The organism is Hyphomicrobiales bacterium, assembly GCA_002869065.1.
In the GTDB taxonomy this organism is placed as follows: domain Bacteria; phylum Pseudomonadota; class Alphaproteobacteria; order Rhizobiales; family Rhodobiaceae; genus Rhodobium.
The window spans coordinates 262,564-278,431 of the sequence record PKTR01000002.1 but is presented as its reverse complement, the minus strand read 5'-3'; the positions used below and the strand labels follow the sequence as shown (position 1 = coordinate 278,431).

Below are 15,868 nucleotides of genomic sequence, written 5' to 3'. Positions count from 1 at the left end.
AGGGTTTTGCCGCCTCGATTTTCCTAGCCGGGGTCAGGTGTTCGCTCAAAAGGTTGTATCGCGCGTAAATATCTCCAATAGTTGTGGCGCCAAGAACTATTGGGGAGGGAATTCTATGAGCACGAAACAGCTCGCCACAGTGGTGAACATTGCCTTCTTCGAAGGAGGCAATCCGTCGGGACCAGTGCTGGCAACGGCCAATTTCCAGACAGCGTCGGGAAGCTTCATCTTGCCTCAAGTCGGCGTCGACTTCATCTGGTTGGACAATGAGAATGGTGGCGGCTACCGCGGGAACGTGGCGCGGGCAGGGACCGTGGAAGTCATTGAGAACGCGAGCCAGGTCACTCAGAATATCCAGATTCAGTGTGTCAGTTCGATCAGACAATAACACAAGCTAGGGGCACCAAGCTGGACGCGTGCGCTCCAAACGCCGCCGCATTTCCTGAGCGTGGCGCTCCGCAGTAAATCTGCCGGCGCGCAAACAAAAACCCCGCCGGGATGACCCGGCGGGGTTTGTTCTGTTCAAAAGCGTGATCTGGCTTATTCGTCGGCCCAGCCGCCGACGGCCTTGACCTCGAGGAAGTCCTCGATGCCCCACACGCCGCCTTCACGGCCGTTGCCAGATGCCTTCATGCCGCCGAACGGCGCGCCGGCCGAACGCGACTTGCCGTTCATCTCGACCATGCCGGAGCGCAGCTTGCGCGCGACCCGATTGCAGCGCGCCGGATCGGTGCTCTGCAGATAGTTGGTCAGGCCATACGGCGTATCGTTGGAGATCGCGATCGCTTCCTCTTCGGTCTCGAACGGGATGATCGACAGCACCGGGCCGAAGATTTCCTCGCGCGCGATCGTCATGTCGTTGTTGACGTCGGCGAACACGGTCGGGCGGGTGAAGTAGCCGCGATTGAAGCCTTCCGGACGGCCAAGACCGCCGGCGACCAGACGGGCGCCTTCGTCTATGCCCTTCTGGATCAGGTCCTGGATCTTGTTGAACTGGGCTTCGCTGACCACCGGGCCGATGTGACGGCCTTCCTCGCTGGCGAGACCGACCTTGCAGGCGGCCGCGACCGAGGCGGCCGTCTCGACGGCCTGATCGTAGATCTCGCGCTGCACCAGCATGCGGGTCGGCGCGTTGCACGACTGGCCGGTGTTGTTGAAGCAATGCAGCACGCCGCGCTTCACCGCCTTTTCGTCGGCATCTGCGAAGATGATGTTGGCGCCCTTGCCGCCGAGTTCCAGATGCACCCGCTTCAGCGTTTCGGCCGCGTTCTTGGAGATCGCGATGCCGGCCCGGGTCGAGCCGGTGAACGACACCATGTCGATGTCCTTGTGGCCGGAAAGCTGCGTGCCGACGCCAAGGCCATCGCCATTGACGAGGTTGAACACGCCGGCCGGGACGCCCGCCTCATGCACGATCTCGGCGAACAGCATCGACGACAGCGGCGCGATTTCCGACGGCTTCAGCACCATCGAGCAGCCGGTCAGGAGCGCCGGGATCACCTTCAGCGTGACCTGGTTCATCGGCCAGTTCCACGGCGTGATCAGCGCACACACGCCGACCGGCTCATAGATGATGCGGTCATTTGGCGCGCGCTCGCTGAGCATGCGCTCGAATTCGAAATTCTTGAACGCGCGGATGAAATTCTTGATGTGGTAGGAGCCGGCGCCGACCTGTTCGTTTCTGGCCATGTCGATCGGCGCGCCCATTTCGAGGCTGATCGCCTTGGCCATGTCGTCGGCACGGGCGTTGTAGATCTCGAAAATGCGCTCGACGGCGGCCAGACGCTCTTCGCGCGGCGTGTTCCACCACGGCTCGAACGCGGCCTTGGCGGCGGCGACGGCGGCGTTGGTGTCGGCTTCGGCACCGAGCGAGATCACCGCGCAGGGTTCTTCGTTCGACGGGTCGATGACCGTGAAATCATTGGCCGCGGCCGGGGCGACCCACTCGCCGTTGATGTAGAATTCGCGCTTTTCCAACATGGCTTTCCACCCGTTTTCTTGGTTCCAAAGCGTCGGGCGAGGCGGCGAATCCGCGAATGCGGCCAGCCGTCGCGTCCGACTTTCGGAGCATCAGGAAGCACGAACGAACCGGCGGCGCAAGATGGGTTTGCAATCGAGTTGGCTTTGGTGACGGCATGAAACGGACGGAACGCCTTGCCGGATGGCGCCGCGCCCGCATCTTGCGTCATCCTCCGGCTCGACCGGAGGATCGCTGTCCGCGCGATGCGCGTGCGCCATTGACGCGCTAACGGCCGGCCTAGCGCTCGCACAAGGGGGCGAGAGGTCGTGCCGCGTTGCATCCGATCCTCCGGTCGAGCCGGAGGATGACGCCAAAGGGGACGGGAATGCCCCCGTCAGGCGGCCTGTTCCTGGCGCTCGACGATGCGCACCACGTCGGCCATGATGTCGGTGAGCTGGAAGTCCTTCGGCGTGTAGACCGCCGCGACCCCCATCGCCTTCAGCGTTGCCGCGTCGTCGGCCGGGATGATGCCGCCGATGACGACCGGCACGTCGTCGAGGCCGTTGGCGCGCATCCGCTCCATGACGTCGCGCACCAGCGCCAGATGCGAGCCAGACAGGATCGACAGGCCGACCACATGAACGCCTTCCTCGAGCGCGGCGTTGACGATTTCGGCGGGCGTCAGGCGGATGCCCTCGTAGACCACTTCCATGCCGCAGTCGCGGGCGCGCACGGCGATCTGTTCGGCGCCGTTCGAATGGCCGTCAAGGCCCGGCTTGCCGACCAGGAACTTCAGCCGCCGGCCGAGCTTCTCCGAGACCGCGTCGACGGAGGCGCGCACCTCGGCGAGGTCGTCGGCGTCGTCGCGGGCCGCCTTGCCGACGCCGGTCGGCGCCCGGTATTCGCCGAACACGCCGCGCAGCGTCTCGCCCCACTCGCCGGTGGTGACGCCGGCCTTGGCGCAGGCGATCGACGGTTCCATGATGTTGCGGCCTTCCTGTGCGGCAGCGCGCAGTTCGGTCAGCGCGGCGTCGACGGCAGCGCTGTCACGGGCGTCGCGCCAGGCCTTCAGCCGCTCGATGGCGTCGCGCTCGACGTCTTCCGAAACGGTCAGGATCGCGCCGTCGCCGGTGGTCAGCGGCGAGGGCTCGGTCTCGGTCCACTTGTTGACGCCGACGACGACCTGCTCGCCTGCTTCGATGGCGGCGAGGCGGGCCGAATTGGATTCGACCAGCGCCCGCTTCATGTAGCTCGTCTCGACCGCGGCGACCGCCCCGCCCATCGCCTCGATGCGGGCGAGTTCGGCGCGCGCTTCGTCCTTCAGCGCCTCGACCTTGGCCTCGATCGCGTGGCTGCCGTCGAAGATGTCGGCATATTCCAGGAGGTCGGTCTCATAGGCCATGATCTGCTGCATGCGCAAAGACCATTGCTGGTCGAACGGACGCGGCAGGCCGAGCGCCTCGTTCCAGGCCGGAAGCTGTACGGCGCGGGCGCGCGCCTTCTTCGACAGCACCACGGCGAGCATCTCGATCAGAATACGGTAGACGTTGTTTTCCGGCTGCTGCTCGGTCAGGCCGAGCGAGTTCACTTGCACGCCATAGCGGAAGCGGCGGTACTTCTCTTCCTCGATGCCGTAGCGCTCGCGGCAGATCTCGTCCCACAGATCGACGAAGGCGCGCATCTTGCTGATTTCGGTGAGGAAGCGCATGCCCGCATTGACGAAGAACGAGATGCGGCCGGCGGCTTTCGGGAAATCTTCCGGCGGGATGGCGCCCGACGACTTCACCGTGTCGAGCACGGCGATTGCCGTCGACAGCGCAAAGGCAAGTTCCTGCACCGGCGTCGCGCCCGCTTCCTGCAGATGGTAGGAGCAGACATTCATCGGGTTCCATTTCGGCGTCTCGCGATAGGTCCAGGCGATGACGTCCGTGGTCAGCCGCATCGACGGCGCCGGCGGGAACACATAGGTGCCGCGCGACAGATATTCCTTGATGATGTCGTTCTGCGTGGTGCCCGACAACAGCGCCCGGTCCGCACCCTGCGCGTCGGCGGCAGCGACATAGAGCGCGAGCAGCCATGGCGCCGTCGCGTTGATCGTCATCGACGTGTTCATCTTGTCGAGCGGGATCTGGTCGAACAGGGCCCGCATGTCGCCGAGATGGCTGACCGGTACGCCGACCTTGCCGACTTCGCCGCGCGCCAGCGCATGGTCCGGGTCGTAGCCGGTCTGCGTCGGCAGGTCGAAGGCGACCGACAGGCCGGTCTGGCCCTTGGCGAGGTTGCCGCGGTAGAGCGCGTTGGACGCCTCTGCCGTCGAATGGCCGGCATAGGTCCGGAAGATCCAAGCCTTGTCGCGCGTGTTACCGCCCGTTCCCGTCGTCGTGCTCATGCCATCCACCCTTGAATTTGCTTGTCGTGCCGAACCATACGCGGCCCGTTTTCTCCCATTCAGGGATAGATCGTGCAGCGCAGCACGTCATTAGGCAAATGGTTAGACATGAAAGACAAATATACGCGGCAGGGTGCGACAAAACGAGCCGCGTCGCGGGGTGTCAGGCTCAGCGGAACACCAGGTTCTTGGCGGCCAGAGCGAGGAGAAGCACCAAAGTCGCGCCGCCGGCCGATGTTCCAACCAGCAGAACGGCCGGTTCGACCCGTATTGTCAGCAGCGCCGCCAGCATCGGTCCGAACCGGTCGAGAAGTATGACCGCACCAACCGCGCCGATCATGGAAAGCGCCGTGTTTCCAAGAATACCAAAGCCAAGATCGTGAACGACGCCGTCGGACAGCCAGCCGAAAATGCCCGCTCCAAAGAAGAAGAACGACGAAAGTAGAAATAATTCATTTCCGTTCAGGTGTTCCAGCATGGGTGTTCGTCAGCTTTTGCTCGGATAACCGCGTACCGGAGAAAGATATAGGAAATAATTCGAGAACATATTAAGAGAATGCAGGTGATTTGAGGAAAAACGTTCATGATAGTGGCCACCCGTTGCGACAGGGCGGGTCGGCGGTTGTGGGCAAACGATCGCCGCCCGCCGCCCTGGTATAGGCCCAATGTCGAATGGCCGGTTGCACCGGAGCGTCGATAGTGTTGCTCGGCACTGCAAACGATGCGAGGGTGCGGTGCACCATTTCCCGAATCCGGTGCGTTCCGGCGGGTGATGGAAGCGATATGACGACGTGGAAAAAATACAAGGGAGCCGGGGAGCGGCATCGTCGGGCTGGAACAGGGTGCGCAGCCTGCACGAGGGGCCTCCGGAGAACGAAGGAAGTGCGGCGGACAGTCCGGGACAACCGGTCGTCAGTGCCCGCTGAGATCAAGACAGGGTAGAACAATGACCTCAACTGCAGCCGGCGATACGGCCGCCACGCCTGAGAAGAAGGATCTCTACGAGATCGGAGAGATCCCGCCGCTCGGCCATGTGCCGAAGAACATGTACGCCTGGGTCATTCGTCGCGAGCGTCACGGCCCGCCCGAAGAGGCCATGCAGCTCGAAGTCGTTCCGACCTGGGAACTCGACAGCCACGAGGTGCTGGTTCTCGTGATGGCCGCCGGCGTCAACTACAACGGCATCTGGGCCGGTCTCGGCGTTCCGGTTTCCCCCTTCGACGGCCACAAGGCGCCCTACCACATCGCCGGTTCGGATGCCTCCGGCATCGTCTGGGCGGTTGGCGACAAGGTCCGGCGCTGGAAGGTCGGCGACGAGGTCGTCATCCACTGTAACCAGGACGACGGCGACGACGAGGAATGCAACGGCGGCGATCCGATGTTCTCGACCACCCAGCGCATCTGGGGCTATGAGACGCCGGACGGCTCGTTCTCGCAGTTCACCCGCGTCCAGGCGCAGCAGCTCATGGCGCGCCCGCAGCATCTGACGTGGGAAGAAAGCGCCTGCTACACGCTGACGCTGGCAACCGCCTACCGCATGCTGTTCGGTCACCATCCGCACGAGCTGAAGCCGGGCCAGAACGTTCTGGTGTGGGGCGCGTCGGGCGGTCTCGGGTCCTACGCGATCCAGCTCATCAACACCGCCGGCGGCAACGCCATCGGCGTGATCTCGGATGAGGACAAGCGCGACTTCGTCATGGGCCTTGGCGCCAAGGGCGTGATCAACCGCAAGGACTTCAACTGTTGGGGTCAGCTGCCGACGGTCAATTCGCCCGAATATGGCGAGTGGTTCAAGGAAGTCCGCAAGTTCGGCAAGGCGATCTGGGACATCACTGGCAAGGGCAACAACGTCGACATCGTCTTCGAGCATCCTGGCGAGGCGACCTTCCCGGTCTCGACCTTCATCTGCAAGAAGGGCGGCATGGTCGTGATCTGCGCCGGCACCTCGGGCTTCAACTGCACCTTTGACGTTCGCTACATGTGGATGCATCAGAAGCGTCTGCAGGGCTCGCATTTCGCCCACTTGAAGCAGGCTGCGGCAGCCAACAAGCTGATGATCGAACGGCGCATCGACCCCTATATGTCCGAAGTGTTCCCGTGGGATCAGATCCCCAAGGCGCACACCAAGATGTGGAAGAACCAGCACGCCCCGGGCAACATGGCGGTGCTGGTGAGCGCGCCGCGCACCGGGCTTCGCTCGCTCGAGGACGCGATCGCCGACGACGAGGAATAGGGCGTCCTCGCAACGCCATATCGCACGGCGCGGCTGATCGGTTCAGCCGCGCCGGCAACTATCTGCCTCTGCTTTTTCCTCTCCCGCGCTTGGTTTTGAGCCGCATTCCGTTAGTCTTTGCCAAGATTCGGAGACAATGGTTGCGGCGGGCATGATTTCGCCGCTTTCCCGACCTTTGTATCCGCACGCAATTGCAGGGTCCCCGGAGGCGAATGGTGCGCGGACTAAGGTCCTTCCCCGATAACTCATGGTCGGCGATCGCTCTCGCCGTTCTCATGACTGTCTTTGCAGCCATGCCTGTCGCGGGTCTGGCGCAGACGACGTCGCTGTCCGAGGCGCTGGGCGCCGGTGCCGCCGAGGAGATGGCGCTGCCCGGCGCGGATCTTGCCGAATCCGTCGCTGAAGCCGTCGGGCAATCCGATGTGGATGAGGAAAAGGCGGCCGATACACCCGCCAGTGAAGGGGAAGCCGTCCCGATTTCGCCCGCTGCCAAGGCCGCGGCCGAGGCCGCCCAGGCGCAGATCGACGCCTGGCGCGTGGAGCTCGACCGGATCGCTGCCGCGCTGAAGCGGAGCGGCCTCGTCGACAAGGACTTCGACGAATTGCGGACCGCCGTCGAGGAGGTCCGCGACGAAGCGCAACTGCTCGAACAGGAGCAGTCGCCGGCCATCGAGGCGCTTCAGGCGCGGCTTGAAAAACTCGCGCCTGAGAAAAAAGAGGGCGACAACGGAGCGACGCCCGAAACACCTGAACTCATTGCGCAGCGCGCTCTGATCCAGAAGGAACTGGGTGTCCTCAACGGGCTGGTCAGGCAGGGACAGGTCGAGCTGCTGCGCGCGCGCGAATTGTTGCAGACCATCAGCACCCGTCGACAGGCGCAATTCACCGCGAATCTTCTGAGCCGCTCCAGACCGCTTCTCGATCCCAAGCTGTGGTGGGAAAGCCTGGAATTCCTGCCTCATATGGAAACGAGCCTGGAGCTCTTGCCGGCCGACTGGTGGTCGCTGGCGCGTAAAAGGCTCGGCCCGTCCGCACCGTTCGTGCTCGGCGCGATCCTGTTGCTGGCGATTTTCATCGGCGCTCCGGTGCGCCGCTTCATCGTCCGTCGTGCGCAACGCACCCGCGATGCGATGAACCCGCCGCCATTGCGAAAATACGGTGCTGCCGCGGTCATCGTTCTCGTCAATGTCCTGTTGCCGCTGGCCGCGATGTCGATCATCTTCGCCGCGATTTCGGTCCTGGACCTCGATCCGGAACGCATTCACGTTCTGACCGTGTCGCTCTTCCTCGGCATCATGATCCTTTCCGTGACCTATGGTCTGGCGCGCGCGCTTCTTGCTCCTGGCCGTCCCACCTGGCGGATGGTGGCGCTGTCCGATACCGCAGCGTCAAACCTGACCCGGCTGAGCCTTATCCTCGGCATCGTTTTTGGCCTCGGCGCCCTCAACGAGGGGCTCAACGACGTTCTCCTCGCGCCGGCTGCAATGGTGACTCTGAGCCGCGGCATTCTCGCCATGCTGATCGGCATCATCGTGGCGATCGGTTTGCGGGTTATCGCAAACGGGCGGGCAGAGAACCCCGATTTCATCTCCAAAGACGAAGCGATGCGCCAATCCGTCCTTTGGCGCTGGGGACTGATGCTCGCCTGGCCGGTGGTGTTCGTCTGTATCCTGGCGCCATTGTTCGGCTACGTCACGCTTGGCTGGTTCGCCGCCATTCAGCTCGTCTGGGCGTCCACCGTTCTCGGAATTCTGTTCCTGCTGTTGCTGCTGGTCGATGAGGCGATCACGATCGCGTTTCACCCGGGCACCCGGTTCGGCCGTGGCCTGGTCGTCAATATGGGTTTCGGCGAGACGACGATCGAACAGATCGGTGTCATCCTCTCCGGCGTCACCCGGCTGTTGCTCATCCTGATTGCGGCCCTGGCCGTGCTTGCCCAGTGGGGCGTGCGCTCCAAGGAAGTTCTCAGCGATATCCGAAACGTCTTCTTCGGTTTCCAGTTCGGCGGCATCACCTTCTCGCTGTCGACGGTGCTGACGGCGCTGGTGCTGTTCATCATCGGCATCGCGGTGACCCGCACCATCCAGGGCTGGATGGAACACAAGCTGCTGCCGCGCACCCGTCTCGACGTCGGCCTGAAGACGTCGATCCGTACCGGTGTCGGCTATGTCGGCGTCATCCTCGCCGGCATGTTCGCCTTCTCCTATATCGGGCTCGATCTGCAGAACATCGCCATCGTTGCCGGTGCGCTCTCGGTCGGTATCGGTTTTGGTCTTCAGTCCGTGGTCAACAATTTCGTCTCCGGCCTGATCCTGCTGGCCGAGCGGCCGATCAAGACCGGTGACTGGATCATCGTCGGCTCCGAAGAAGGCATCGTCCGGCGCATCAATGTGCGCGCGACCGAGATCGAGACCTTCGACCGCGCCTCGGTCATCGTGCCGAACTCCGACCTGATCTCCGGCGTCGTGAAGAACTGGATGCACAACGATCCGTCCGGCCGCATCATCGTGCCGATCGGTGTGTCCTACGACAGCGACCCCGAACAGGTGAAGGAGATCCTTCTCACGATCGGCAAGGAGCACGAGATGGTACTCGCCTATCCGGCACCTTATGTCGTGTTCGTCGGCTTCGGCGACAGCTCGCTCGATTTCCAGCTGCGCTGCTATCTCGGCGACATCGGCAACTCGCTGACCGTGTCGAGCGATATCCGCTTCGCCATTGCCCGCGAATTCCGCGCCGCCAACATCGAGATCCCGTTCCCGCAGCGCGACGTCAATCTGCGCGACATGCCCAAGCTCGAGGCCCTGCTGGCCGACAAGGCCAAGCCGGCACCCCGTCGCGGCAGGGCACGCAAGCCGTCGACAACGGAGACGCCGGGGTCGCAGGAGATCGAGGACGGCGGCGACGGCGACACGACGTAACGCACGAGTCCATGACCTCGCGCACTATCGTTTGATTAAGCACGTGTGCCTTAGACTGCGTGCCGAAGCGCCGGTCGGATCCGGCGCGTGCATGGGCACTTGTTCCACCGGTTTCGGAGCTTTTTGAATGGTCGACGTCTGTTCTTTCGTGCTCACGCTTGCGCGCAGCGCCGTTATCGGCAGCGGTGTCGCGGCCGGCCTCGCCGGTTGCGGTCCCTCAGGCCCGGCGAAGCCGTCCTTCTATCAGGACCTCGGCCGTCCGGCAGTTGCCGTCGATGCCCGAGCCGCAGCGTCGATGATCAACGGCTATCGCGCCAATCACGGTTTGCCACCGCTGGCGCTCGATCCGGTGCTGATGCGCGTTGCCGAGGAACAGGCCGGCGCCATGGCCGACAAGAACGACGTCAACCTGTCGCTCGCCAAGACGCGCAAGGTCTCGACCCGGCTGACAGCGGCGGGGTATGGACACGATGCGGCAGCCGAAAACGTCTCGGCCGGCTATCGAACGCTCGCCGAGGCCTTCTCCGGCTGGCGCGATTCGAAGCAGCACAACGCGGTCATGCTCGACCCGAACGCGACCCGCATGGGGATCGGCACGGGGTACACGCCGAAGAGCAAATACCGGGTGTTCTGGAGCCTGGTGGTAGCAAAGCCCGCCGGTTGAGCATCGGGCCGAAAAGCGGGGACCGGTTTTCGGATAACCCGATGCGTTGAGCGAAAGACCCCGCCCTATCTCATCTTAGATGCCGGCGAACCCTATTCGTCGGCCGCGACGTCGCGATCGGGATTCCATCCCGCGGCGCGGGCGCGTTCGATCGCTTCGCTCTGGATGCGGTCGAACCGTTCGCGCATCTCCGGCGGCAGGTTGGAGACAAGGAAGCCATATTCCTCCCAGCGCGCGCTGACCTTGGTCCACAGGCTTTCGATGCCCTGCGCGGTCCAGCCGGCGCAGGTCTCGCTCTCCTCGATCAGGCCGAAGATCCAGGCATCGCGGATGATCTTGCCCGTGTCGGTCATGCCGCCATTGACGTCGTTGTCGATCCCAACGTAGCGCTTCGGTTCGGCCATCGGCATGTGTCCTATTTGGTCAGGCTGGCAAACAGCGCCGGCAGTTTCTCCGGCAGTCGCTGCACATTGTCGATGATCGTGTAATTGTTCAAGCCGAAGATGCGCTTGACGTAGTCGTCGGCGCCGGCGTCGAGCGTCAGGCAGTAGCTCAGGATGCCGCCGGCATAGAGCTCCTCGACCGCCTTCTTGGTGTCGTGGCGCAGATATTGCGGATCGCGCTCGTCGATGTCGGCCGGCGCGCCGTCGGTGACGATCAGAAGCAATTTATGCCGCGCCCGCTGCTGCATCAGGTGATGAGCGGCATGGCGCATCGCAGCCCCCATGCGGGTCGACAGCCCTCCCTGCATGCCGGCAAGGCGCGACTTCGCGTTGACGTCGAAACGCTGCTCGAAATCCTTGAAGCGGTAATACTGCACGTCGTGCCGGCTGTCGGAGGCAAAGCCGTGGATGGCAAACGCGTCGCCGATGCCCTCGATAGCCGTTGCCACCAGCGTTGCCGCCTCGCGGGTCAGGTCGAGAATGGTCTTGCCGCCCTCGACCTCGCCCTCGACGAGATCATTGGTCGATTCCGACAGGTCGAGCAGCAGCATCACCGCAAGGTCGCGTTGCCGCAAAACGTTGCGCATGGTGATGCGCGGGTTCGGCTGCATGCCCATACGGATCGACACCATGGCGTCGACCGCGGCGTTGATGTCGATCTCGTCGCCGTCTTCCAGGTTACGCACCCGCTGCACGCCCTGCGGCTGCAGCATGTCGACGATCTGGCGGATGCGCGAGGTGATCGGCCGGTTCTCGGTCAGGATCGTGTCGATCGAGGCCGGATCGCCCTTCGGCTGTCGGCGCTCGAACACCGTCGACCAGTCGGGTCGATGGAGCTGCACCTGGTAATCCCATTCGGGGTAATGGAACGGATCGGAGATCGGCTCCTTGCCCTCCAGCTCGTTGATCGTGCAGGCCTCCTGATCGAGCCAGAAGGGCGTTTCCAGCCGCCAGATCTCCTGCGCGTCGTCGCCGGCCAGTTCGCAGTCGAGTTCGTGCACCATTTCCAGCGTGCTGACCGTCTTGCGCACCTGGCGCTGGCTGGCGGGCAGATATTCCGCGCCGCGGCTCCAGTCGAACTCCTCGAATTCCCAGATGAAGCGGTTGTCGTCGCGATAGGGAATGCGGATCTGTTCGAGAATGCGTAGCGACGGCACGTCGCGCCGCGCCGCCAGAACGTTGAACAGTTCGAGCCCGACATGCCACGAGAAAGTGTTGTCGGTGGCGTTGGCCGCGATATCGCGGTGGAACCGCGCCACGACGGCGTCGATATCGGTGTCGCCGGTCGAGGCCTCGGGATCGAGAAATCCGAGCGCGGCTTTTTCAAGCAGCGCCAGCGAGGGGTGTTCCGGCGCTTGCGGGTGCGTCAGCGACAACAGCGCCCGCCATAGCGGCCTGAGCCCCGGGAACGATTCGATTGCCAGATATTCGACCCGCGCGTCTTCGACGAGGCCGATGAAGAACATCTGCGCCGGCGTCATCTGCTCGGCCGAGATCCGCTTGTGGGTGTAGGCGATGTGGGCGGCGAGATGGGCCGCCATCGCGCGGTAGAGTTCGAGCCCGGTGACCTCGCCGATCGGATCGACGGCGTCGGGCAGGTGCAGCGTCACATGCTCGATATAGGGCCGGAAGCCGGCGTGATCGGCCGCTGTCGGCCTGAGGAAGAAGTCCCGTCCCCACAGCGCGCGCAGATAGAAGTTCAGCTTGCGCTGGCTGCCGACGAACAGCGTGCCGCGCCGCTCCTTGCGCAATACCGCCTTGCTGTCGGCGGTCTCCAGCGCGAAATACTGGCGCAGCGTGTTGAGGTCGGTGCGGTAGGCCTCGGCGCCGAAATTCGCCCAGCGGCGCAGCCCCGACAGGGTCAGCTTCGACAACAGCTCGTCGATGATGATCAGCATCGGGCGCAGGCCGCGCGGTGCCTTGGCCGCGGTCTGGTGGATCAGCGCCAGATAGCCGCGCAAAAGATCCGGGTCGCCGAGCCGGCGCGCCGCTGTCGGCAGGCTGCCGACCAGCAGCGTGATGACTTCGCCCGACGTCATCGACGACAGCTTCATCGCCGCCATGACGCAATCCTCGACAACCGAGTCGCCGCATTCCTTGGCGACCAGCGGCATTTCCTGCAGGAAGGTGATGACCAGATCGGTGCCGCGCCCGAGATTGCACAGCGCCTTGGCGCCCTCCAGATAGGCCGAGAGCCCGTTCGGCGACATCATCCGCGCGGCTTCGTGGAACGACGCCTCGAGGACTTCGCGCACTTCCGGAGCCGCTTTGCACAGCTCCTCGCTATAGGTTTCAAGGTCGATGGTCATGGCCGCGGCTCGGCTGCGGTTGCGGATGGGCGCCGCGCCGCCCACTGGCGGGCACACGCCTGTCCTCGATCACTTTCATGGGCGCCGGCGGGCACCCGGCTTTGGCGGGCGTCTGCTTCAGGCAAAGAAGAACGTCGCGACGGCCGCTTCCAGCGTTTCGCGCATGTCCGGATCGTCGGTCAGCGGCGTCACCAGCGTCATGGTGCAGGCAAGCGCGGGATCGACGCCCTCGGCGATCATCTGGCCCGCATAGACCAGCAGACGCGTCGAGATGCCTTCCTCAAGCCCGTGGCCTTTCAGATTGCGTGCGCGGTGGGCGATCTGGACCAGCTTGCCGGCGATCTCCTTGTCGACGCCGGTTTCCGCCGCGACGATGTCGGTCTCGATCTCGGCTTCCGGGTAGTCGAAATTCATCGCGCCGAAGCGCTGCTTGGTCGACGGCTTGAGATCCTTCATCAGGCTCTGGTAGCCGGGATTGTAGGAGATCACGAGCTGGAAATCGGGATGCGCCTGCAGCAGTTCACCCTTCTTGTCGAGCGGCAGAACCCGGCGGTGGTCGGTCAGCGGGTGGATCACCACGGTGGTGTCCTGGCGCGCTTCGACGATCTCGTCGAGATAGCAGATCGCGCCGATCCGCGCTGCCGTCGTCAGCGGGCCGTCCTGCCATTTGGTGCCGTCCCGGTCGAGCAGGAAGCGGCCGATCAGGTCGGACGCGGTCATGTCCTCGTTGCAGGCAACCGTGATCAGCGGCCGCTGCAGCTTGTAGGCCATGTATTCGACGAAGCGGGACTTGCCGCAGCCCGTCGGCCCTTTCAGCATCACCGGCATGCGCCGGGCATAGGCGGCTTCGTAGAGCGCCACCTCGTTGCCGACCGGACGGTAGAACGGTTCTTTGTCGATACGGAATTGTTCGGTAAGCGAAGCGGACATCGGTTTTCCGTCAGTCTTTGTCGCGCACCGGCAAAACGGGCCGTGCCGGGCAGCGAGCGTGAATATCTGGTGCCGGACCAGCCAGGCGCGCCTGTTCCGGCGGCGCGCAGGGCTGTGCGGCGGCAAGGGTGCCGGAAGCAAAAGGGCCCCCGTTCCTGGCGAAGCGGGGGCCCTCTCGTCAGTACGGCATCAATCTATGCCGATCAGACCGGTGTGCCCCGGATGACGACCATCTCCGCGCCCTTCGACTGTGCGAAATTGTCGAAGCCGATAAGGCGGACATGGTTGTTCGGATGCGCCTTGTGGCAGGCGTCCACTTCCGCGAGGATGTGGTCGACGTCGGTCTCACCGAACATCGGCAGCTTCCACATGTACCAGTAATGGTCGAAGGCGTTCTCCGGCTCGGTGTGTTCGATCGCCGGGTTCCAGCCCTTGGAGACGATGTACTCGACCTGCTTGCGGATGCGATCGTCATCCATTTCCGGCAGGTAGGAGAACGTTTCGAACTTGCGGCTCGCGACATCGGCGAGGCTCGACTTGTAGTCCTGCATTTCACTCATGATGGTTTTCCTTTCAAGTTCTCAAATTCGACTTAGCGATGCGCGACATCGAGCTTGTCGACGGTGTCGAACTCGAACTTGATTTCCTTCCAGGTCTCCATGGCCATCTTCAGCTCCGGCGAGCTTTCGGCGGCCTTGGTCAGGATATCCTTGCCTTCCTTCTCAAGCTGGCGACCCTGGTTGCGGGCTTCGACGCAGGCTTCGAGCGCCACGCGGTTGGCCGCGGCACCCGCCGCATTGCCCCACGGGTGGCCGAGCGTGCCGCCGCCGAACTGCAGCACGGCATCGTCGCCGAAGATCGAGACGAGAGCCGGCATGTGCCAGACGTGAATACCGCCCGAGGCAACCGCGAAGGCGCCCGGCATGGAACCCCAGTCCTGATCGAAGAAGATACCGCGCGAACGGTCTTCCTTGATGTAGCTCTCGCGCAGCAGGTCGATCCAGCCGAGGGTCGAGGCGCGGTCGCCTTCCAGCTTGCCGACGACGGTGCCGGTGTGCAGGTGGTCGCCGCCCGACAGACGCAGGATCTTGGTCAGCACGCGGAAGTGAATGCCGTGACGCGGGTTACGGTCGATCACGGCGTGCATGGCACGGTGAATGTGCAGCAGCATGCCGTTGTCCTGGCACCACTGGGCAAGACCGGTGTTGGCGCAGAAGCCGCCGGTGATGTAGTCGTGCATGATGATCGGCGCGCCGATTTCCTTGGCGTATTCGGCCCGCTTGTACATCTCTTCCGGCGTCGGCGCGGTCACGTTGAGATAGTGGCCCTTGCGCTCGCCGGTCTCGGCTTCGGCCTTCTCGATCGCTTCCATGACGAAGTCGAAACGCTGACGCCAGCGCATGAACGGCTGCGAGTTGACGTTCTCGTCGTCCTTGGTGAAGTCGAGACCGCCGCGCAGGCATTCGTAAACGGCACGGCCGTAGTTCTTGGCCGACAGGCCGAGCTTCGGCTTGATGGTGCAGCCAAGCAGCGGACGGCCGTACTTGTTCATGATGTCGCGTTCGACCTGGATGCCGTGCGGAGGACCGTTACAGGTCATCACATAGGCGATCGGGAACTTCACATCTTCCAGACGCAGCGCGCGCACCGCCTTGAAGCCGAACACGTTGCCGACCAGCGAGGTGAAGACGTTGACGACCGAGCCTTCTTCGAACAGATCGATCGGGTAGGCGATGAAGGCATAGAAGGCTTCGTCGTCGCCCGGCACGTCTTCGATCGCGTAGGCGCGGCCCTTGTAGTGGTCGAGGTCGGTGAGGAGGTCGGTCCACACCGTGGTCCAGGTACCGGTGGACGATTCGGCAGCGACGGCGGCAGCGGCTTCTTCGCGCGGCACGCCGGCCTGCGGGGTGATCTTGAAACAGGCGAGCAGATCGGTTTCCGACGGCGTGTAGTCGGGCATCCAATAGGTCTCGCGGTATTCCTTCACACCGGCCTGGTAGGATTTCTTAGACATTCGTG

General features: G+C 63.6%; 12 protein-coding genes. 4 read left to right on the top strand and 8 right to left on the bottom strand.

Annotation, left to right across the window (positions count from 1 at the left end; genetic code table 11):
• The first annotated feature begins 115 nt into the window (after positions 1 to 115).
• Positions 116 to 388 carry a hypothetical protein gene (locus C0606_05030; protein PLX37650.1) on the top strand — a complete coding sequence of 91 codons (273 nt, stop codon included), beginning with the start codon at positions 116 to 118 and terminating at the stop codon, positions 386 to 388.
• A gap of 152 nt (positions 389 to 540) precedes the next feature.
• On the opposite strand, the gene C0606_05025 is transcribed toward C0606_05030, so the two are convergent.
• The 3 genes from C0606_05025 to C0606_05015 form a co-directional block, all read right to left on the bottom strand.
• The gene (locus tag C0606_05025) at positions 541 to 1,980 is read right to left on the bottom strand and encodes an aldehyde dehydrogenase family protein (GenBank protein PLX37649.1); all 1,440 of its coding nucleotides are present in this window, start codon (positions 1,978 to 1,980) and stop codon (positions 541 to 543) included.
• Positions 1,981 to 2,354: 374 nt separating this feature from the next.
• Positions 2,355 to 4,349, bottom strand: a complete 1,995-nt coding sequence (locus C0606_05020; GenBank protein ID PLX37648.1) for a protein meaA — start codon at positions 4,347 to 4,349, stop codon at positions 2,355 to 2,357.
• Positions 4,350 to 4,518: 169 nt separating this feature from the next.
• On the bottom strand, positions 4,519 to 4,827 hold the full coding sequence (locus C0606_05015; protein PLX37647.1) for a hypothetical protein: 309 nt from the start codon (positions 4,825 to 4,827) through the stop codon (positions 4,519 to 4,521).
• A 468-nt stretch (positions 4,828 to 5,295) separates the two neighbouring features.
• Here C0606_05015 and ccrA point away from each other — a divergent pair, with 468 nt between their 5' ends.
• The 3 genes from ccrA (at position 5,296) to C0606_05000 (ending at position 10,167) form a co-directional block, all read left to right on the top strand.
• Entirely contained in the window at positions 5,296 to 6,582 is a 1,287-nt protein-coding gene (gene ccrA, locus C0606_05010; GenBank protein ID PLX37646.1) for a crotonyl-CoA carboxylase/reductase, read from the top strand.
• Between the two features lie 275 nt (positions 6,583 to 6,857).
• Positions 6,858 to 9,503, top strand: coding sequence for a DUF3772 domain-containing protein (locus tag C0606_05005; GenBank protein PLX37645.1), 2,646 nt, complete (start codon positions 6,858 to 6,860; stop codon positions 9,501 to 9,503).
• Between the two features lie 127 nt (positions 9,504 to 9,630).
• Entirely contained in the window at positions 9,631 to 10,167 is a 537-nt protein-coding gene (locus tag C0606_05000) for a hypothetical protein (protein ID PLX37644.1), read from the top strand.
• A gap of 92 nt (positions 10,168 to 10,259) precedes the next feature.
• On the opposite strand, the gene C0606_04995 is transcribed toward C0606_05000, so the two are convergent.
• The 5 genes from C0606_04995 to rbcL all read right to left on the bottom strand — a co-directional run bounded on the left by C0606_04995 (position 10,260) and on the right by rbcL (position 15,863).
• The gene (locus C0606_04995) at positions 10,260 to 10,571 is read right to left on the bottom strand and encodes a hypothetical protein (protein PLX38682.1); all 312 of its coding nucleotides are present in this window, start codon (positions 10,569 to 10,571) and stop codon (positions 10,260 to 10,262) included.
• A gap of 11 nt (positions 10,572 to 10,582) precedes the next feature.
• Positions 10,583 to 12,919 (bottom strand): VWA domain-containing protein, encoded by a 2,337-nt coding sequence (locus C0606_04990; protein PLX38681.1) that lies wholly within the window; start codon positions 12,917 to 12,919, stop codon positions 10,583 to 10,585.
• A gap of 117 nt (positions 12,920 to 13,036) precedes the next feature.
• Positions 13,037 to 13,849 (bottom strand): AAA family ATPase, encoded by an 813-nt coding sequence (locus C0606_04985; protein PLX37643.1) that lies wholly within the window; start codon positions 13,847 to 13,849, stop codon positions 13,037 to 13,039.
• A 203-nt stretch (positions 13,850 to 14,052) separates the two neighbouring features.
• Positions 14,053 to 14,409 carry a ribulose bisphosphate carboxylase small subunit gene (locus C0606_04980; GenBank protein ID PLX37642.1) on the bottom strand — a complete coding sequence of 119 codons (357 nt, stop codon included), beginning with the start codon at positions 14,407 to 14,409 and terminating at the stop codon, positions 14,053 to 14,055.
• Between the two features lie 32 nt (positions 14,410 to 14,441).
• Positions 14,442 to 15,863, bottom strand: a complete 1,422-nt coding sequence (rbcL, locus tag C0606_04975; GenBank protein ID PLX37641.1) for a ribulose-bisphosphate carboxylase large subunit — start codon at positions 15,861 to 15,863, stop codon at positions 14,442 to 14,444.
• Positions 15,864 to 15,868: the final 5 nt, after the last annotated feature.